The organism is Campylobacter aviculae (assembly GCF_005406215.1).
Classification (GTDB): domain Bacteria; phylum Campylobacterota; class Campylobacteria; order Campylobacterales; family Campylobacteraceae; genus Campylobacter_D; species Campylobacter_D aviculae.
The window spans coordinates 95,928-116,804 of record NZ_NXMA01000001.1; the positions used below are offsets into that span (position 1 = coordinate 95,928).

Here is a 20,877-nt window from a genome sequence, read left to right on the forward strand (position 1 = left end):
CATGCAAGATTTTATGCAATATTTGCCTCACATGCAAGAAATAAAAAGTGATATTTTAGATAAAGTTTTGTTTGAAATAAAAGATTATGATGAGGCTAAATTTAGCGTTAAAGATGTTGAAGAGGCTTTAAATTCTACGCATTTAAGCATAGAAAATTTAAAAGCTTTGCTTTCAAGTGCGGCTGAAGAATTTATCGAGGAATTAGCTTTTAAGTCATCAAAGACAAAAATAAAATATTTTGGAAATTCTATATCGCTTTTTACTCCGCTTTATTTGTCAAATTATTGTAATTCTAAGTGCGTGTATTGTGGTTTTCAAAAAGGCAATAAAATCGCAAGAGCAAAACTTAATGAAGATGAAATTCATCAAGAGATGAAAGCGATTGCAAAAACAGGTTTGCAAGAAATTTTGATGCTAACAGGCGAGGGAAGAGAATTTGCAAATGTAGAATACATTGCAAAAGCTTGTGCTATCGCAAAAGAGTATTTTAAAGTCATAGGGGTTGAAATTTACCCTATGAATGAAGATGAGTATAAAATTTTGCATGAAAATGGCTGTGATTATGTGACTATTTTTCAAGAAACTTATAATCCTTTAAAATATTCCAAAATTCATCTTGGCGGTGAAAAACGCATTTTTCCTTATCGTTTTAACGCTCAAGAAAGAGCTTTAAAATCAGGGATGAGAGGGGTTGCTTTTGCTGCGCTTTTGGGCATAGATGATTTTAGAAAAGATGCTTTAGCGACGGCTTTACACGCGTATTTTTTACAGCAAAAATATCCACATGCGGAAATTTCTCTTTCTGTACCACGTTTAAGGCCTATCATTAATAATGTCAAAATTCATCCTAAAGATGTAAATGAAAAACGTCTTTTACAAGTGCTTTGTGCGTATAGGCTTTTTTTACCTTTTGCAGGAATTACTATATCAAGTCGTGAAAGAATAGGCTTTAGGGATGAGGTGATTAAGCTTGGAGCGACTAAAATGAGTGCGGGAGTTAGCGTAGGGATTGGTGAGCATAGCGGTGAAAAAAAAGGTGATGATCAGTTTGAAATTTCAGATGAAAGAAGTGTAGAAGAAATTTTAACTATGCTTAAAAATGCAAATTTGCAGGCTGTGATGAGTGATAGTATCTATGTGGGATAAAAAGATTATCGCTATAAGCGATCGAAAAATTGTTGAGGGTGATTTTTTAACACAGGTTGAAAAAATCGTCAAGTCAGGCGTAGATGCTTTTGTACTTAGAGAAAAAGATTTGAGCGAGTTTGAGTATTATGACTTGGCACAAGAAGTTTTAAAAATTTGCTCTAAGCAAAAAGTTACTTGTATTTTGCATTTTTTTGACAGACAATGCTTGAAGTTGGGTCATAAGTATTTTCATGCACCGCTTAATCTATTAAGACAAGATCCTAGATTGGCTCGGTATTTTCATTTGCTTGGAACTTCCATCCATAGCAAAGAAGAACTTTTAGAAGCTATGAATTACAAAGTTAATTATGCTTTTGCTGGACATATTTTTGAAAGTTCTTGTAAGAAGGATTTAAAGCCTAAAGGAATTGAGTTTTTAAATTCTTTACTCGCTTTTAGCAAAATTCCACTTTATGCTATAGGCGGGATTAATCTAGAGAATATCGAAAAGCTTAAAAATTTAGATATAGCTGGAGTTTGCATGAGAGAAGCTTTGATGAATGGAAAAAAATTGAAAGTTTATTTAAATGAATGCAGGCAAAAATGCGAGTAAGTGGTTTTTGGTGTTTTATAAAACTATAAGAAGGTAAAGGATAAAATATTTTTTCTTAGACTTTAAAGATTAAGGAATTTATGCTCTCTTTTAAGAAAATTTTTTGGCTTAATGTTTTTATCGTTATTATTATTGCTTTTAATCTTAGAGCTCCTATTACGACTATAGGTCCAATGGTTGATGCAATAAAGAATGAATATGGTTTAAATTCTACCTTTATAGGAATTTTGACAAGCTTACCTTTAATGGCCTTTGGAAGTATTTCTTTTATCGTAGGTTATTTTTCTCCTATTCGTGCAGTTATCGTAGGAATTTTTTTAATTTTCATTGGAGAGCTTTTACGTTCTTATGTTGGAATTTACGGCTTATTTATAGGAATGCTTGCTATAGGCTGTGGAATAGCTATTGCTAATGTGGTTTTACCAAGTTTTATTAAAGAAAAATTTCCTAAACAAATGTCTAGTATTATGGGTATATATAGTTTTATTTTAAGTGTTTCTTCTATAGCAGGGATTGCTTTAGCTACACCCTTACTTCATATATTTAATTTACCTTTAGCTATGGTATTTTGGGCTATTTTTGCTTTTATAGCTTTAGTGATGTACTTTCCTCAAGCGAAAAATGGAAGGTTTTTTAGAACCAAAAAACCATCCTCTAAACAAGTGAGTATTTTAAAACATCCTACCACGTGGAAAATCACTCTTTTTATGGGTTTTCAAAGCTTTTTAGCCTATTCTTTGTTTTTTTGGTATGTTGAGATTATAACCGAAAAAGGTTTTAGCGAGGATTTTGCTACAAATATGCTTTTATTTGGACAATTAGTTGCTATGCCAGTTTCTCTTTTTGGACCTTTGCTTTTGGGAAAAATAAAAAAAGAATATCATACAAGCTATATTGCGGTTTTATGTGCTATGTATGCTATATCTTTTGGAATTTTATTCCTCTGTGATAGCAAAATAATGATTATTTTAGGTGCGTTTGCTATGGGTTTTCCTTGGGGCGGGGTTTTTGGTATAGTTTTGCTTTTTATTGCTCAAAAAAGCCATAATGCACAAATAGCAGCGAGGCTTTCAGCTTTTGCTCAAGGCTTTGGATATTTAATTGCTGCACAGGGGCAATGGATTATAGGAGTTTTACACGATAAATTTGGAAACTTTTCGGGTTCTATTTTTATGCTTTTTGTGGTTGGTATCATAGTCAATGTTGTTGGGTATTTATCTTATAAAAGCGAAATTATTAAATAAATGCTAACACTTTTTCAAGTAAAATATCTGCACCATTTTTTTGAGTGATATTTTGCAATCTTATCGAGATATTTTCTAAATTTAGCTCTAAAATTGTTTTTAAAATTTCATCTATATTAGCATTATTTTGTGTAAAAATTTTACATAAATTTTGATCTTGTAAAAATTTGGCGTTAAAATATTGATGATTTTTTGCTGCATAAGGGTAAGGGATGAAAATAGCAGGCAAAGTATTAGCACACAGTTCAAAAAGCGTGCTTGCACCCGCTCTTGATATAGCTAAATCAGCCGTATGCATTTTTTCTTCTAAATTTGGACTAAAGTCAAATATATCAGCTTTAATATTTAAGTTTTGATAAATTTGCTTATATTTTTCTAGATCATTTTTCCCACACTGATGGATAATATTAATATTTTTTTCATTTAAACTAGGTGCTAATTGTATGGCTAATTCATTGATAAAACTAGCTCCTTGAGAGCCTCCTAAAAAAATAATATTTTTTAATTCTTTGCGAATTCTTGCGCGATCAAAAAATTTATTTGCCACAGGATAAGGCGTAAAATCTTCTTCAAAAGCGCTAAAAAACCTTTTAGAAAAAGGTTTTAGAAGCTTATTTAAAGAGCCGCTTTTTGAATTTTGTTCATGTATAAATAAAGGTATATGGGAAAACAAAGCGCCAAAAGATGCAGGAGCAGCACTATATCCTCCTACGCTAATAACAGCTTTTACTTTATAGTCTTTAAAAATTTGTCTGCATTCTTTAGAAAGCTTTAAAATGTGTAAGAAAGAATTAATTTTATTAAATTTGCTTTGATTAACAACTCCTTGAGAGCTTAGAAAAAATTTATCTCTAAAACGCGTTTCTTTTTCAAACCACGCTTTATCCTGCCCATTTTGACTGCCTATATAAATACAAGCTATATTTTTTTGATTAAGACTTTCTAATAAACATCTTACTATGGCTAGATGTCCTCCTGTACCACCTCCAGTTAAAACTATCATAATTTAACCTTTTTGGAAATCATCAACACATATCCTATACCTATACAAATTGCCCACATAGAACTTCCGCCATAGCTTAAAAGTGGAACCGCAACACCCTTAAGTGGGGTAAGAGAAATAATACCAAAGGCATTCATGAAAAATGAAAAAAGCAAAAGTAAAGCTATGCCAGAACAAAAAATAAAATGTTCTTTTTTTTCACAGCGTCCTGCTATTCTAAAAATTCTTAAAATCATCCAAAGATAAATAAAGCAAATAATTCCAAGTCCAAAAAGTCCCACTTCTTCTGTGATACCAGAGAGGATAAAATCAGTATGCACTTCGCTTAAAAACCCTAGTTTAAAAGTTCCAAGCCCCAAGCCTTCTCCAAATATTCCTCCATGAGCTATCGCATTTAAAGAGTGTGAGATTTGATAAGGCTCTGTATTGGTGCTTACTCTTAAAGCATTTGCCATCCAATCAGGAAGCATTGGCAAAAATGCATCCTGTATATTACCCCACCAAGAAGCGATTCTTTGAATACGTCTTTGGTTGCTAAAAATTACCATTATCCCTACCATCATAATAATCAATATTCCAAAAGCAAAAAGCCTTTTGCTTGCTCCTGCAAAAAAAGCTAAAGCTAAGATTAAGAAGAAAGAAATAACGCTTTGTCCTAAATCATTTTGGGTAGTATAGATATATCCTATAACTATAGTCGCAACTATACAATAGGGTAAAAGGATTAAAATTTCGTGTTTGATAGCTTTTTTATTATCATCAATACGTCTTGTATAACTCCAGGCTAAAAAATAAATGAGTCCTATTTTAAAGAATTCAACTGGAGATATAGAAAGAGGCCCCAAACGAATCCATCTTTTAGCGCCCCCACTGGCTGTTGCCAAAGCAGAAGGTAAAAAAGGTAAGATGATAATAAAAATAAAAGAAATGATAAGTATTGCTAGAATTATTCTTTCAGAGTTTTTCTTATCAGGATCAAGTCTTGAAATAAAAAACATGATTAAAATTCCACTCACTCCAAAAAAAAGTTGACGTGCAAAAAAATGAAATTCGCTATAATTAAAAAAAAGTACAGTAAAAACCGTAAGTGAATATGAAAAAACTATCCCTATGGTGATCAATATACAACTTAAATAAAATAATTTTTTATCAGCAACCATATAAAATTTACTTTTCTTTCAAGACAAATATTTACAAGAGCTTATTATAGCTAAAATAAATTAATTTTTTTGCTAAGTTTTTATAAGGATATTTTGATAGAATTGCTATAAGATTATTTTTAAGGGCAAGCTGTGATGCAAATTTATAAAATTCTTATAGCAAATCGTGCTGAAATAGCAGTTAGAATTATCCGTGCTTGTAGGGATTTGCATATAAAAAGTGTTGCAATTTATACCGAACCTGATCGCGAGTGTTTGCATGTAAAAATTGCTGATGAAGCTTATCAAATAGGTAGTGATGCAATAAAGGGTTATTTAGATATTGCAAAGATTATAGAAGTTGCTAAGGCCTGCAAAGCTGATGCTATCCACCCAGGCTATGGATTTTTAAGTGAAAATTATGAATTTGCTAAGGCTTGCGAGCAAGCAAATATTGTTTTTATAGGTCCAAAATCTGAAGTGATTCATAAAATGGGCAATAAAAATATTGCACGTAAATTAATGACACAAAATGGAATTCCTATTGTCCCAGGAACTGAAAAATTAAATTCTTATAGTATAGATGAGATTAAAACGATAGCAGAAAAAATCGGATATCCTGTAATTTTAAAAGCTTCAGGTGGTGGAGGAGGGCGTGGAATTCGTGTTGTTTATAAACAAGAAGAACTTGAGAATGCTTTTGATTCTTGCAAAAGAGAGGCGTTTGCATACTTTAAAAATGATGAAGTATTTATGGAAAAATTTGTCACAAATCCCCGTCATATAGAATTTCAAATTTTAGGCGATAATTATGGCAATATAATACACCTTTGCGAAAGGGATTGTTCTATACAAAGAAGACATCAAAAAGTGATTGAAATCGCTCCTTGTCCAAGTATTTCTGATAATCTTAGAAAAACTATGGGTGTAACGGCTGTTGCAGCTGCAAAAGCAGTGGGTTATACCAATGCAGGGACGATAGAGTTTTTGCTTGATGATTGCAATCATTTTTATTTTATGGAGATGAATACAAGAATTCAAGTTGAACATCCTATCACTGAAGAAATTACCGGAATTGATCTTATAGTGCGTCAAATTCGCATTGCCGCTGGAGAAATTTTAGATTTAGAACAAAGCGATGTTAAGCCTAGAGGTTTTGCCATAGAAGCTAGAATTACAGCTGAAAATGTATGGAAAAATTTTACCCCGAGTGTAGGTAAAATCGGTGAATATTATCCTGCACTCGGACCTTCTGTAAGAGTGGATAGCCATATTTATAAAGATTATACCATACCTCCTTATTATGATTCTATGCTTGCTAAATTAATCGTTAGAGCAACGAGTTATGATTTAGCGGTTAATAAACTTGAAAGAGCTTTAAAGGAATTTACTTTAGATATTAGAACAACGATTCCTTTTTTAATCGCCATAATAAGGACAAGAGAATTTAGAAGAGGGTATTTTGATACTTCTTTTATAGAAACCCATCTTCAAGAATTGTTAGAAAAGACGCAAGATCATCCTCAAGAAAATAAAGAAGAGATAGTGGCAGCAATTGCAATAGCTCTTGAAAAAATTAAAAAAGGATAATAATGGATTTTTTAGATAGCTTAAAAAATATTAAAAAAGAAATGCAGGCTAACTCTCATAAAGTGAGTAAAAAGTCAAGTAAAATAAGTATGAAAAATTCAGAGAAGTTGGCTAAAGATATTCACATCAAGACGCAAGAGACTGATTTAAATAAAGAAATGCAAGATATTTTTTTAAAACAAGAAAAATTACAAGATGAATTTTCTGAATTTATAAAAAATTCAGATATTAAGAAAATTTAATGCTTGAAATTGGATTTTGTACTCTTGAAGATCAATGTCCATATTTAGAAGCAAAACGCTCAAGAATAGAATATAAATATATACAAAATTGCTCCAAAAAAGTCAATACAAAATTAATTCAATGTGGATGGAGACGTTTTGGAAGATATTTCTCCCGTCCGATTTGTAAGGATTGTCAAGAATGTCTTAGTCTTAGAATTTTAGCGGATGAATATAAATTTTCTCGTAGTGAAAGAAGAGTCTTTAAAAAAAATATCAACACCAAAATGATACTTAGAAGACCAGCCTTAAGCAATGAACACTTATTTTTGTATGATAAATACCATCGTTTTATGGAAGAAAAAAAGAATTGGAAAAGGTATGATTTAAATTTCAGACAATATTATAATCTTTACATAGATGGATTTATGGATTTTGGATACGAGCTTGCTTTTTATGTAGAGGATAAATTGGTTTGCGTAGATCTTATAGATGAGGTTGAAGATGGAATTTCAAGTATTTATTGTTTTTACGATCCTGATTTTTCACATCTTTCTTTGGGTAAATTTTCTTTATTAAATGAAATTAAATTGGCCAAAATTAAAAAATTAAAATATATTTATTTAGGATATTTTGTAAAAAAGTGTCAATCTTTATCGTATAAAGCCGATTATACACCCAATGAAATTCTAAAAGGAACAAGTGATCTTTTAGAAAATGAGATTTTATGGGAGAGAGAAGATGCAAATTGTGCAGACTTTAGAGACGATCAATGTTAATACTGATGATATTAGCGTTTTTCAGTATTTTAAAGACTTAATTACCAAAAATTTCACAAAGGTAATAGGACGTAAGAATAAGATTTTTTCTTTTTTTGAAGAAAGTGAAATTCCTCAACGTCGTTATTTTTTAAAGGTTTTAGATCAAAAATACCGCAAAAGTACTAACGAAAGCATAGAAAATTTAAAAGACGCTCATTTTAAGACTTTTAGATTGAATTTTGAACAAAGCAATACTTTAAAGCCTATGCTTTTTATTAAGACTGAATTTGCGGCAAATCAAATTTTATTGCAATTAAGTTCCAATGAAAAATTATTTGCGACTTATGCAAAAAATTATTTTAAGGATCATCATATAGAATATGATGAAATGACTAATATTTTGATGCTTAAATACAAGAATGAAAGCACTTTAGAGCTTTTTGAAGCTTTTGCAGATGAAAGTGACCATTTAAAGTATTGTGTTAATTTTGAAGTGAATCGAGATGAGTATAAAAATTTCCGTCAAAATATTAATCATAAAGAAAACTCAAAATGGAAATTTAATGCTTTAGCAAAGCTTTTTAATAATTATTTTACAATTTTAGAATGCACTCCACAAAATGATCTTAGCGAAATCAGACAAAAATATTTAATGCTAGTAAAACTTTATCACCCTGATTTTTATCAAGGTAGAAGTGCTATAGAAAAAGCTTACGCAAGAGAACAATTTGAAAAAATCCAAATTGCTTATGATAATCTTAAGGCTCTTTATAAAAACAATACCTAAAAGACTGGTTTGGTCTTTTAGTCTAATTTTTCCCTTTCGTATATCTTTCTTAATTTGCTATCTAAAATATAACAAAATTTAAAAAGAGCTGGTACAACAAGTAAGGTTAAAATTGTAGAACTTACAAGACCAAAGATAATTGCTATCGCCATAGGAGAATTAGACTCGTATCCCGCACCTCTTGAAATAGCAAGAGGAAGCATGGCAAAAATCATCGCAAAAGTAGTCATTAAAATAGCTCTTAAGCGAGATTTTCCAGCAATCAATAAAGCCTTGTCAGGTTCCATACCCTCATGACATTTTTTATTGGCTACATCCACTAGTAAAATCGCATTTTTACCTACCATGCCAAAAAGTAAAATAATGGCAATTAAAACAAAAAGTGAGAAATTATGTCCGGTAATAAAAAGTCCAACAGATGCTCCTCCAAAGGCTAAGGGCATTGTTATCATTATAATAAGTGGCAAAATAAGGCTTTCATAGAGTGCGGCCAAAACAAGATAGATGAGTACAAAAGCCAAGATTATAGCCATACTAAAACCTTGTACGGTTTCGCCCAAAAGATTGATAAAACCTGAAAAGGCATAATTAAGATTTGTATTTTTGCCTAAAATATAGTCCATATTATCAAGCAATAGTTTTTGAACAGCACCTAAAGAAAGATCATTCACTCCAGCTGTAACTTTTACTGAACGATTTTTATTATAACGATTGATGGTTTTTAAATCTTTACCATAAGAGAAATCAACAACACTTGAAAGTTCTAAATTAACGCCTTGATTATTTTTTATACTGATGCGTTTTAATGCTTCTATATCTTTTTTAAAGTTTGGCGAGAAACTTAAAATAAGATCATCTTTTGAATTTCCCCTATCCATGCTACCAACACTAAGTTGTGAAAAAGAATAACTTAGCACAGCGGCTATATATTCTGGATTGACATCTAAAAGTTTGGCCTTTTCTTTGTTTATATGTAATGCAACCGCATCTTTAACGGCATTTGCATTATCACTTATATCAACAATGCGAGAATTGCTTCCTAAAATTTCTTTAGCACGATCAGCTGCCTCTTTTATGGTATTTAAATCATCGCCTAAAACCAAAAATTGAACAGGATCATCAATTCCAGCACCTTCAATTTTTGGAAGTTCTAAAACTTTAATTTTTAAACTATCATCTTGGAATTTATGGCGATATAGATTGACTATTGCACTTTGTCTTAGCTTTCTCTCGTCCAAATTTTTAAGCTTTATATAGATTTTGGCCTTTGTAGCATCTTTAGCATCATCGTATCCTACAATTAAAAATGCATATTTTACATTTTCATCTGCTTGAATTTTTTCAAGCAAATCAAAACTTTTTTTACGCATAGCTTCAAGGCTTAAATCCTTTTTGCTTTCAAGCAAGACTTGAATTTCACTATCATCTTCCATAGGTAAAAAATCAAGTCCAATACGCGTTGCTAGGCCAAAGGATAAAACAACAAAGATAAGGCTTGCTAAAATAAATTTAGTTTTATTTTGCAAAATCTTATAAAGTGTATTTTGGTATTTTTGTTCTATATTTTGAAAAAATAATTCACTTTTTTGATAAAATTGGCTTTCTTTTGGATTTAAAAATCGAGCACTTAGACTTGGAATTAAAAATATAGAGACAAAAAAACTGATAACAATACCACTTGCAACGCTTATTCCTAAAGCATTAAAAAAAAGTCCCGGAATGGATTTCATATAAGAAATAGGGATAAAAACACAAAGCAAAACAATGCTGATACTCAATACACTAAAACCTATTTCACTTACTCCTAAAAAAGCGGCCTGTAAAGGCGAATGCTCTTTTAGTTTTTTAGCTATATTTTCAATTACAACGATAGCATCATCTATAAAAATTCCTATACTTAAGGTTAGAGCAATAAAGGTAAGACGATTTAAATCATAACCTAAAAGATCAATGATAAAAAATGTCGAGATGATTGAAGTAGGTATCGCCACACAAGCAATAAGAGTAGCGCTTAAATTTCTTAAAAATAAAAATACAATCACAAGGGTTAGAAAAATTCCTAAAACCATATCGAAAATAACTTGAGAAAGGTGTTTATAAATGTTTAAACTTTTATCATAAACGATATCCAATTTAATATCGCTAGGAAGTTGTTTTTCTAACGTGCTTAGAGATTTTTTAACATTTTTTATCATTTGCAATGTATTGTAATTACTTACTTTGCCAAGTTCTAAAAGCACACCTTCTTTACCTTGATAAATCGCACTTTGTTTTTCATCCTCATAAAGGCTTTTTATGTCTGCAATATCGCTTAAGAATACACCCGTTTTGATGCGTAAATTTTTTAACTCATCTAAATCATTAGCTTCAAAATAACCCTTAATAATATAATTATCATCTTGATTGTTTAATTCTCCTAAGGCTTGTTTAAAATTTTGACTTTTGATGATATTGGCTACATCATAGGCGTTAAGATTGTATTTTCTTAATTGTTCTGGTTTAAGATTGATTCGAATTTGAGGTTTTAAAAAACCTTTGGTATCTATTTTTCCTACTCCATCTATCCTTTGTAAAAAAGGTTTGATCTTATCATTGATATTTTGCATAAGGGTAAGTTTATCTGGCGAGTATAGAAAAATTGAAATAGCAGAACCGGAGTCAGAACTTATTTTTTCAACTTCAGGTTTGGTTGGAAGACTTAGAGTTCCGATTTTATCACGAACATCATTAGCAGCAACTTCTAAGTTTTTTCCGAGCTTAAACTCGACTACACTAACGCTAAAATTATCATAAGCGGCCGAAGAAATCGTTTTCACTCCATCTATCTCACTTAAAGCATTTTCTATTTCTTTGGTGATTTTTGATTCTATAAAATTTAAATCCCCATTTGCCTTACTCGTAATCTTAATAAGTGGGATAGAGACATTAGGAAATAAATTAACACTCATGCTAAAAGCAGAAATAAGTCCAAAAATAATGAGTGCTAAAAAAAACATTAATATAGTGATAGGTCTATTAATAGCTAATTTAAACATATTTAATCTTTTGTGATAATTTTACCTTCTCCAAAAAGTCCAGGCGTAAGCTCTGAAGCTTCAACTTCTGCATAAATCTTTCTTGTTTTAACTTCTATACTAGGATAAATAAGACTGATTTTTCCTTTGATTTGATTATCGCTTTGATCTATTTTATAGATAAATTCATCCCCAACTCTTACTTTGTCTTTGTATTTTTCATCAAAACTTAAAACAAGCTTACTTTGTGGATAAGAAAAAATTTCTACTAAAGGTTGGGCTACTCCACCAACCCCTTCTCCAATCTGTATAAATTTATTTGCAATGATTCCATCATAAGGTGCTCTTAGCTCTTTTTTTTCAAGTATGTTTTTATAATAATCTATATTGATTTTAGCCTTAGTCAGATTTAAATTAGCAGCGTTAAATTGAGTTTTCATATCTTCATAGCTTTGTTTATCAATTACATCTTGAACAGAATTAATTTTTTTCATCTTGCTTTTAGTATTTTTATATTGAGCCAAAGCCAAATCGTATGAATTTTTAGCATTTTCAAGTGCTATTTTTTCGCTAGTTTGATCAAGAGCAAGCAAAAGATCCCCTTTTTTAACCTTTTGTCCAATTTGAATTGGAATTTGAGAAACTATTCCTATGCTCTCAAGGGCTAATTTGCTTTGCTTTGAAGCTTCTACGTTAAAACTTGCGTAAATTTCTTCCGCAAAAACTATATTGAAAGAAAGCATTAAAAATAAAAACATTTTCATTGTTTTACCTTTGAAATGATTTGTATTCCAGCATTGAAATAATAATTTGCTTTTGTAATTTCAAATTCATTGCGTGCGAGCTCTAAATCACTCTGTGCTTTAAATTTTGCTTCTAAAGCTTGTAAATATTCTACATAAGAAACAAGTCCCGCGCTATATTTTTTATCTATACTTTCAAAAGCTATATTAGCAGCTTTAAGGGCTGATTTTAAAGCCATAATTTGTTCTTTTAAAACTTCTATATTTTTTAATAAAAACAATAATTCTTCTTTGTTTTTGCGTTCCTGTAGTCTTGCATTTGCATTAGCAATCTGCATATTTAAACGTTCTTTTTCTACTTCTTTAACTCTTGAATTGAAGTCAAAAATTTTCCATTCTACGCCCAAAATAATTTGATTATTTTGTGAATATTTTTGTAAAAAATTATTAGCTATGCTAGTATATGGAGCTGGAACTTTTGGGTTATAGTTGTTTTTATAAAATCCAAAATTATCTTGTATGTAAAATTTAGGGTAGTATTGAGATTTAGCTAAGTTCACACTTTCTTTAGCTAAATTTATATTTTCTCTAGCTATTAGCACATCGTAGTTATTTAAAACCTTGTCAAAAAAAGGTTTTTCCAATGTAGCATATTCTTTAGGATTAAAATTTTGTCCTGTTAAAACTCTAATTTCTTTTTGAATATTTTCAAGCTTCAACTCATTTTGATGTAAGGCTAAAACACTCAAATGAAATTTAGCTTCTATGCTTTCTAATTCATCTTTAGAGCTAAGTCCAGCAGAATAAAATTTTTTCAATCTTTGCAAGGTAGAATTCAAAAATTTAATCTTTTGTTGATCTGCAAGTATAATTTTTTTGAGACTTAAGAAATTAAAATAAAGAGTGGTTGCGTTTAGGGCTAAATAATTTCTAGTTTGTTCTTTGCTGAGTAAGCTTATTTTTTCTTTATTTTTTAAAGCCCTTAAATTTGCTTCTCTAGCGCCTCCATCAAAAAGTAAAAGATTTAAGGAAAATTTAGCAAATAAACTTTCTTGTGGATCAATAATAAAACGATCTTTATTGTTAGCAACATAGGCCGAATTTAAACTAAGACTCGGCAAATAGCTTCTAAAAACTTCACTGCTTTTTAATCTTGCTTGTTCATTTTGTATTTGTTTAATAAGATATTGTTCATTATTTTGACTTAGGGCTATTAATTCACTTAAATTTGAGCCAAACACTATCAAAGGTAAAAATAAAATGATAAAAAGTCTCATAAGCTAAAGTATATCACACTAAAGCTTAAGAGTATTTGCTTTTTATTTTAATATTTATAAGAGACGGATAAAATTCCTCTAATGCCTTCTCCGTAATAACAAGAATAATAACATCCACTAACATATTTTTTATCAAAAATATTATCGATATTGAGTTGAAATTGCCATTTGTCATAATTATATCCAAAGGCAAGATCATAAAGTGTATATGAAGGTACTCTAATACCAATATTCCCAGCCTCATCAGTGCTACTTCCTACATAGCGTATGCCAAAGCTGCTTTTAAAATTTTGTTTATGATCAATTTTAAAAGTATGAGAAATTTTGGTAGCTAAAACATTTTTTGGCATCATAGGCGTTCTTATTTCTCTTGTTGCGTCTAATGAAGTATGAGTTTGAAAATAATGATTATATGCCAAAGAATAATCAATATTTTCGCTTAAAGCTATACTTGAGCTTAGTTCTAAACCTTTGGCATTTTGCTTTCCAGCTTGTATGGATACAGGTATAGCTGCACTTGGATCCGCATTAACTAGAGCGTTTTTTTCTTGTATATCAAAATAAGACAAATTAATTTCCCCATCCATAAAAAAAGGAAGATATTTAATACCGGCCTCATATTGCCTACTTTGATAAGGTTTGTAATCCTTGCCATCTCCATCACTTCCAGCTATGGGTCTAAAGGCTCCAGAATAGCTTACAAAAGGCATTAATCCTAAATTTTCAAATACATACATTAGACCTGTTTGAAAACTTGTATGATTTACATTATAGTCACTTTTACTTCCAAAGCTTTTTGCATTGCTTTTAGCTTTATCAAAACGCATACCAAGATCTAAAATCCATTTATCATATAATTTAGCTCTATCTTGAACATATAAACCTAGTTGAGATTGCTTGACTAAATACGTAGGTACTTTGCTTTTGATTTGTGGAGTGTGATCAGGATTAAAGATATTGACATTGTCTGCACTTCCATAACCATATTTTCCATTCACATAGATATATTGATAATCTATCCCACCTGTGAGGGTATTTTCAAGTTCTTTATAAGTATTTTTTAAAATCAGCCTATTATCTAAGGTATGGCTTCTTGCTATACCATCTAAGATAATGGAACTTCTTGTAGCCATATTGGAGTTATTTGGATCTAAAGCCGAAAAGCTCACAGCAAATTGCTCTTTATCTTCCATATTGTAACGATAGTTTTGCATAAAGGATAATTCATCGTTAAAATAATGTATAAATTCATATCCTAAGGAATATTGCTTTCTTTTTAGATAATCACTCAAAGGCGATCCTAAATTGGTACTCGGTTTAATTGTTCCTTGTGGTGTGTCAATGAGAGTTCCATAAATAGGAAAAAATCCGGTTGTAGGGACTCCTTGATCATATTGAAAACTTGCAAGAAGTGTTAAGAAAGTATCATCATCTATATCTATAGCCAAACTTGGAGCAAAATAATAATGCTCTTGCCATGTTCCATCAAGCTGTCCATCTTGTCTGAAATAATTTCCAACAATTCTAAAATGACTATTTGTATTAAAAACCCTATCTCCAACATCAAAAAATAAACCATTTTGAGACGAATTTCCTATTTTGGCTCCAATTTCTGCTATAGGAGTTTTTTGAGGCCTTTTGCTGACTAAGTTGATCACGCCACCGCTTTGTGAAGATCCGTAGCTTAAAGAATCAGCTCCTTTAATAACTTCTATTTTTTCTAAACCATATAAATCAGGAGACCATCCAAAATATCCACCCTTATAAATGGCTGTTCCATCTAAAACTAAGCTTGCATCAAATCCTCTTAATTTAAGCCAATCTGTCGTATCCAAATCCGCACCATAAATTTGGGAAACAAACCCACTTTCATAACGGGTAATCTCATCAAGCTGTTCCACACCTTGTTCTTTGATTTGTTCAGAATTTACAACAGAAACACTTTTTGGACTAAGATATTCTACCTTATCATTCCCTTTTTCAACAGAGCCTACAACACTAATGGCATTAAGTTCGTAAGAGGATTCTTTGGCTAAAGCTAAACTTGCACTTATTGAAATAAGTAAAAAAGAATTAAATATTTTTTTATGCATAAAAGTATAGTTTCCTTTCTGATGATTTTCAAATATTTTGGATTTTTTAATTATAATAATGAAATTGACTTTCAAAATGTGAATTATATAATTTTAAAATTTAAAGAAAAATTATTTTTTATTTATTTTTTATTTTTCTTTATGTTATAATCCGAGCTTAAGTTTTTCAAAGAGGATATGATGAGTAATGGCACTCATAAAAAGTTGCAATGTAAATTTTAAAAATCAAAATCAATATATTATTTATCCTGCAAATTTATGTTTTGAAAACGATAAAATTTATGCTCTTATGGGGCATAATGGTTCAGGAAAATCTACTTTGTTGAAAATTTTAGCCAGACAATTAAAACCATCTTCTGGAAAAGTTTGCTTTAATGATGAAGATATAGCCAAATTTCCTTCAAAAAAATTAGCCCAAAAAATAGCTTATTTACCGCAACATTTGCCTAATTTAGGATATTTAAGCGTAAAAGAACTTGTAAAAATGGGGCGTTATTCTTATGAAAAATTGTTTTTTAAAGATCAAGATGAGGGATTGATTGAGGAGGTGATGAGATTGACAAATACCTTAAGTTTGTCAAATAGAGAAATTCATACCCTTTCTGGTGGAGAAAAAACAAGGGCTTTTTTAGCTATGCTTTTAGCTCAAAAAAGTGAATTTTTATTTTTGGATGAACCTTTGGCTGCTTTGGATATCGTGTATCAATTTGAATTGATGGAATTAATATCTAGATTAAATAAAGAATTTAAAGTGGGTATAGTGCTGATTTTGCATGATATTAACTTAGCGGCATTGTATTGTGATGAAATCGTTGCCTTAAAAGAAGGAAGGGTTATTTTTAATGCAAGCAAGCAAGAATTTATGCAAGAAGAAAGATTGAAAGATATATTTAATATTGATGCTAGTATTATAAAACACCCTAAAAGAAAGTCTCCTATTGCGCTTTTTTGATATGAAAAAAATTGCTGTTTTATTTTTAATTTTATTTGAATTGATACAAGCTAAAGAATTAAAAATCATTGCTTTAGATTGGACTATGGCTGAAACAATGATGATGTTAAATTATCAGCCTTTAGCGGTTGGAGATAAAAGGATATACAATACTTGGGTGAAAGAACCTGCTTTGCCTAAAGATGTAAAGGATGTTGGTCTTAGAGTTCAACCTAATATAGAATATATGATCAATTTAAAACCTGATTTAATCATCACTTCATCTTTATTTAGCATTGATAATCATATTTTAAAAAATAAAATCAAAATTATTGATTTTTATCAAAATAAAAAAGATGTGTATTCTAGTATCAACGAAGGTGTTTTACAGATAGGAATTCTCTTAAATAAAAAGCAAGAAGCCTTAGATCTTATCGAAGATACAAGAATCTTTTTTGAAACTTCTAAAAAGAAATTGCGTTATACCAAACCCATTGCTATAGTTCAATTTATAGATAAAAAACATTTAAGAATTTATAATAAACATAGTCTTTTTGGTGCAGTCTTGGATCAACTTGGTTTAAAAAATGCTTATGATAAAAATACAAACAATGCTTGGGGCGTTGATACGATAAGTTTTTTAGATCTTTTAAAACTTCCAAAAAAGACAAAATTTATAGTGATTAAGCCAACTCCTTTTGTGCTTGATGAAGAATTAAAGCAAAATCCTTTTTATCAAAAAATGAATATTTTTAAAGATTATAATGAATTAGAGCCTATTTGGAGTGCAGGATCATTGATGAGTATGAGACGTTTTGCTAAAGATCTTTTGAAGGTGATTGAGTGAAAAAAATTATTTTTTCATGTACATTTGTATCGGTTATTTTGCTTTGTATTTTTCTTTTTTTGGAATTTGATTTTTTAAAAAAATATAATCAAGAAAATTTACTTTCTTTTGTTTTTGTAAATTATAATTTAAGCCGTTTTTTTATGTGTTTATTGTGCGGTTTTTTACTCGCTTTTTCTTCTTTGATTTTACGTATCGTGATGCAAAATCCTTTAGCCAGTGATACAACCTTAGGTGTAGCTCCAAGTGCTAGTTTTGCTATTTTAATCGCTACTTTATTTTTTCCTGATTTTTTAAATATTTCAAAAGTATTGATGGGCTTTTTAGGGGCTTTTTTAATTTTGTTTTTAATTTTTATTTTTATGCTTAAAAAGCATTTAAATTCTACAAGTATCATCCTTTTAGGTCTCATAAGCGGGATGGTTTTTGGTGCTTTAAATTCTTTGATGATTCTTTTTTATCCAGAAGAAAGCAAGGCTTTTTTACTTTTTAATAGCGGTTATTTTACTCAAAGTGGTTTTAAAGATGTTATAGAGCTTTTTTGTTATTCTAGTATAGCGTTGATTAGCTTGTATTTTTTTATCCCTTATTTGAAAATTTTAAATTTAGGAGATGAGCTTGCAAGCAGTGTTGGGCAAAATATCTTTTATGTTAAATTTTTTGCCTTGTGTTTGAGTGCTTATTTTATCACTTTGGTGGTTTCTTTTGTAGGGGTGATTAGTTTTTTAGGTTTGTTTGCGAGTATTTTTGTGGAATTTTTTAAGATAAAAAATGCAAGAAAAGAGTTTTTGATTTGTGGCTTTTTAGGCTTTTTTTTATTGTTTGGAGTGGATTTATTTTTGCAAATTTTGCAAATTACAAAAGGGACTGATTTACCTACCGGTGGAGTTTTGGCGCTACTTGGTTCTCCGCTACTTATTTTTGCTGTTTTTAAGATGTTGAAGGAGAATTTTAACAATGATGATATTTATATTTTTTCTTATTTTAAGGAAAAATATATCATTTTAGGTTTAACCTTGCTTGTTTTGATATTATTTTTTCTTAATTTGTATTTTGATTTTTCAACTTTGAGTTTTAAAAATATATCGAATGAAATTTTAGCATTAAGATTAAATAAACTTATTATTTTGCTTTTATGCGGTGTTTTACTAGCCTTGGTTGGTTTTATCTTGCAAAGATTGAGTTTTAATCCTATGGCATCGCCTGAAATGCTAGGGGTTAATTCCGGAGCAAGTTTGGGTGTCTTGTTTGCTTTGTATTTTTCTTTAGAATATGTTCAAATTTTTGCTATTATAGGAGCTTTATCGGTTTTATGCTTTTTATTTTTTTTAAGCTTTAAATTTAATATCAATATGCAAAAAATCATCCTTATAGGTATAGCTATAATGTTTTTTGCAGATGCTTTGGGTAAAATTTTTCTAGCTAGTGGAGATTTTAAAGCTTATACTTTTTTAGCTTATACTCAAGCAGGACTTATTAATATAGATGAAAATTTAAGTTTATTTTTGTTAATTTATACAGGTATTTTTTTATCGGCTTTGTATATATTGTATCCTAGTTTAAAGATTTTTTCTTTAGGAGAAAATTGTGCTTTAAGCGTAGGACTTAATGTAATAAAAATTAGAATTATCTTTCTTGTTTTAAGTGCCTTTGCTTGTGCTTTAAGCACTTTGTGTATAGGTCCTTTTAGTTTTGTGGGTTTATTGGCTCCTCATATTATGAAATTATTGGGTATTAAAAAGCTTTATAATCAACTTTTTGTGGCAGCTTTGCTTGGAATTTGCTTAATGTTTTTAGCTCATTTTATATCTAAAATCGCATTATTTCCTTATGAAATTCCTTTGGGTATTGTAGCGACTTTACTAGGAAGTATTTATTTATTTTTTATGATAAAAAGATATTAAAATTTTTTATTAAGCTCGTATTAAGTATAATCAAATTTTGATTTCACCATAAAGGATTTTTTTGCTCACCCACATCTATGACTTCTTAGAAAAAAGTGTTGAAAACTTTAGTGAAAAAATAGCCTTTGTTGAACCCTTTGCTAAAGAGGGAAGAAAGGAAATTACTTATAAAGAATTTGATCTTTATTCTAAAAAAGTTGCCAGTGAAATTTTAAGAACTTTAGATAATGATACCCTACCTTTACAAAAAGCCATTCTTATTATACTGCCTAAAGGCATTGATTGTTTGATTTCTTTTTTTGGCGTAGCCTTAAGTGGAAACTTTTATACACTCTTAGATGAAAAAAGTCCTAAAGAAAGAATAGAAAAAGTTATAGAAGTTTTAAAACCAAAACTTCTAATCACTTCTAAAGAATTAAAATTAGATTTAAATTTGACTACTCTTTATACAGAAAATTTTAAAAATTTTAATATCGATGAAAATCTAATCACTAAGGCTAAAGAAAACCATATCGATACTAATTTACTTTATGTGCTTTTTACGAGTGGGAGTACTGGAATTCCTAAAGGAGTGAGTATAGCTCATAAGAGTGTGGTGGATTATACATTTAGTATTTATCAAATATTAGAAGTTGATTCTCAAAGTTTGTTACTTAATCAAACTCCATTTGACTTCAGTGCTTCCGTGAGAGATATTTTTTCAAGTGTAAAAGCAGGTGCAACTTTACACATTATTCCTAATCATCTTTTTGCTTTTCCAAATGAAATTTTTTCTTATATTGAACAAGAAAAAATCACTATCATTTCTTGGGTACCTTCAGTTTTAACCCATCTTTGCAAAGGAAACGCTTTAGAGAAATTTAGGCTTGATTCTTTAAAAACTGTAGCTTGGGTGGGTGAGATTATGCCTACTAAAACTTTAAATATTTGGAAAAATCATCTTAAGGAAGCTAAATTTATCAATCTTTATGGCCCTACTGAAATTACAGGTGTTTGCACCTACTACATCATCAACCGCCCCTTCAAAGATGATGAACTCTTGCCTATAGGTAAAGAATTAAAAAATGTTCAAGTGATGGTTTTTGATGAGAATATGAATTATATAAGTCCTAAAGAAATAGGTAAAAAAGGAGAATTGTATGTAAGAGGTTCATTTTTATCCTTAGGATATTACAATGATAAAGAAAAAACCAAAAAAGCTTTTATACAAAATCCTTTACATGATAATTATTTAGATTTACTCTATAAAACAGGAGATATTGTTGCTTATAATGAATTTGAAGAATTATTGTGTTATGGAAGAGCTGACAATCAGATCAAATACATGGGTCATAGAATAGAACTAGGAGAAATAGAAAGTATTATTAATTCTCATGATAAAGTAAGAAATTCTGCTTGTATTTTTAAAGAAGAGATCATTTGTTTTTATGAGAGTAAAGAAGAAATTGATTTTAGAATGTTTTTAAAAGATAAATTACCTCTTTATATGATACCTAAACATTTTAAAAGAATCGATGGTTTTAAACTCAATCAAAATGGTAAGATTGATAGGAATTATTATAAAGAACTTTAAGGAGAGAA

General features: G+C 29.9%; 17 protein-coding genes. 11 read left to right on the plus strand and 6 right to left on the minus strand.

Annotated features, from left to right (window positions below; all coding sequences use genetic code 11):
- The first annotated feature begins 1 nt into the window (after position 1).
- The 3 genes from thiH to CQA76_RS00470 all read left to right on the plus strand — a co-directional run bounded on the left by thiH (position 2) and on the right by CQA76_RS00470 (position 2,986).
- Entirely contained in the window at positions 2-1,147 is a 1,146-nt protein-coding gene (gene thiH, locus CQA76_RS00460) for a 2-iminoacetate synthase ThiH (RefSeq protein WP_137621493.1), read from the plus strand.
- Positions 1,137-1,742, plus strand: coding sequence for a thiamine phosphate synthase (locus tag CQA76_RS00465; protein ID WP_137621570.1), 606 nt, complete (start codon positions 1,137-1,139; stop codon positions 1,740-1,742). Before thiH ends, CQA76_RS00465 begins: the two co-directional genes overlap by 11 nt.
- 80 nt (positions 1,743-1,822) lie before the next feature.
- Positions 1,823-2,986 carry an MFS transporter gene (locus tag CQA76_RS00470; protein ID WP_137621494.1) on the plus strand — a complete coding sequence of 388 codons (1,164 nt, stop codon included), beginning with the start codon at positions 1,823-1,825 and terminating at the stop codon, positions 2,984-2,986.
- On the opposite strand, the gene murG is transcribed toward CQA76_RS00470, so the two are convergent.
- Both murG and ftsW read right to left on the minus strand, forming a co-directional pair.
- Positions 2,979-3,992, minus strand: coding sequence for an undecaprenyldiphospho-muramoylpentapeptide beta-N-acetylglucosaminyltransferase (gene murG, locus CQA76_RS00475; protein ID WP_137621495.1), 1,014 nt, complete (start codon positions 3,990-3,992; stop codon positions 2,979-2,981). The genes CQA76_RS00470 and murG overlap by 8 nt on opposite strands.
- The gene (gene ftsW / locus CQA76_RS00480; protein WP_137621496.1) at positions 3,986-5,149 is read right to left on the minus strand and encodes a putative lipid II flippase FtsW; all 1,164 of its coding nucleotides are present in this window, start codon (positions 5,147-5,149) and stop codon (positions 3,986-3,988) included. Before ftsW ends, murG begins: the two co-directional genes overlap by 7 nt.
- A 132-nt stretch (positions 5,150-5,281) precedes the next feature.
- Here ftsW and CQA76_RS00485 point away from each other — a divergent pair, with 132 nt between their 5' ends.
- The 4 genes from CQA76_RS00485 to CQA76_RS00500 are packed head-to-tail and all read left to right on the plus strand — an operon-like array spanning position 5,282 to position 8,487.
- Positions 5,282-6,718 (plus strand): acetyl-CoA carboxylase subunit A, encoded by a 1,437-nt coding sequence (locus CQA76_RS00485; RefSeq protein WP_137621497.1) that lies wholly within the window; start codon positions 5,282-5,284, stop codon positions 6,716-6,718.
- A 2-nt stretch (positions 6,719-6,720) separates the two neighbouring features.
- Positions 6,721-6,960, plus strand: a complete 240-nt coding sequence (locus CQA76_RS00490; RefSeq protein WP_137621498.1) for a hypothetical protein — start codon at positions 6,721-6,723, stop codon at positions 6,958-6,960.
- Positions 6,960-7,718 carry an arginyltransferase gene (locus tag CQA76_RS00495; RefSeq protein WP_137621499.1) on the plus strand — a complete coding sequence of 253 codons (759 nt, stop codon included), beginning with the start codon at positions 6,960-6,962 and terminating at the stop codon, positions 7,716-7,718. The genes CQA76_RS00490 and CQA76_RS00495 overlap by 1 nt, the downstream gene beginning before the upstream one ends.
- Positions 7,681-8,487 carry an adenylosuccinate lyase gene (locus CQA76_RS00500; protein ID WP_137621500.1) on the plus strand — a complete coding sequence of 269 codons (807 nt, stop codon included), beginning with the start codon at positions 7,681-7,683 and terminating at the stop codon, positions 8,485-8,487. The genes CQA76_RS00495 and CQA76_RS00500 overlap by 38 nt, the downstream gene beginning before the upstream one ends.
- Positions 8,488-8,504: 17 nt before the next feature.
- Here the strand turns inward: CQA76_RS00500 and CQA76_RS00505 are convergent, their stop codons facing one another.
- Genes CQA76_RS00505 through CQA76_RS00520 form a run of 4 tightly spaced genes read right to left on the minus strand, consistent with a single transcriptional unit; the run spans position 8,505 to position 15,614 of the window.
- Entirely contained in the window at positions 8,505-11,522 is a 3,018-nt protein-coding gene (locus CQA76_RS00505) for an efflux RND transporter permease subunit (protein ID WP_137621501.1), read from the minus strand.
- Between the two features lie 2 nt (positions 11,523-11,524).
- Positions 11,525-12,265: an efflux RND transporter periplasmic adaptor subunit gene (locus CQA76_RS00510; RefSeq protein WP_137621502.1), complete on the minus strand. Its 741-nt coding sequence runs from the start codon at positions 12,263-12,265 to the stop codon at positions 11,525-11,527.
- Positions 12,262-13,521, minus strand: a complete 1,260-nt coding sequence (locus tag CQA76_RS00515) for a TolC family protein (protein ID WP_137621503.1) — start codon at positions 13,519-13,521, stop codon at positions 12,262-12,264. The genes CQA76_RS00510 and CQA76_RS00515 overlap by 4 nt, the downstream gene beginning before the upstream one ends.
- A 47-nt stretch (positions 13,522-13,568) precedes the next feature.
- Entirely contained in the window at positions 13,569-15,614 is a 2,046-nt protein-coding gene (locus CQA76_RS00520; RefSeq protein WP_137621504.1) for a TonB-dependent siderophore receptor, read from the minus strand.
- Between the two features lie 187 nt (positions 15,615-15,801).
- Here CQA76_RS00520 and CQA76_RS00525 point away from each other — a divergent pair, with 187 nt between their 5' ends.
- The 4 genes from CQA76_RS00525 to CQA76_RS00540 all read left to right on the plus strand — a co-directional run bounded on the left by CQA76_RS00525 (position 15,802) and on the right by CQA76_RS00540 (position 20,869).
- Positions 15,802-16,566 (plus strand): ABC transporter ATP-binding protein, encoded by a 765-nt coding sequence (locus CQA76_RS00525; RefSeq protein ID WP_137621505.1) that lies wholly within the window; start codon positions 15,802-15,804, stop codon positions 16,564-16,566.
- 1 nt (position 16,567) lies between these two features.
- A complete protein-coding gene (locus CQA76_RS00530) occupies positions 16,568-17,392 on the plus strand; it encodes an ABC transporter substrate-binding protein (RefSeq protein ID WP_137621506.1) in 825 nt (274 codons plus the stop codon).
- Positions 17,389-19,296, plus strand: coding sequence for an iron ABC transporter permease (locus CQA76_RS00535; RefSeq protein ID WP_137621507.1), 1,908 nt, complete (start codon positions 17,389-17,391; stop codon positions 19,294-19,296). The genes CQA76_RS00530 and CQA76_RS00535 overlap by 4 nt, the downstream gene beginning before the upstream one ends.
- A gap of 61 nt (positions 19,297-19,357) precedes the next feature.
- Entirely contained in the window at positions 19,358-20,869 is a 1,512-nt protein-coding gene (locus CQA76_RS00540; protein WP_137621508.1) for an amino acid adenylation domain-containing protein, read from the plus strand.
- The last annotated feature ends 8 nt before the right edge of the window (positions 20,870-20,877 follow it).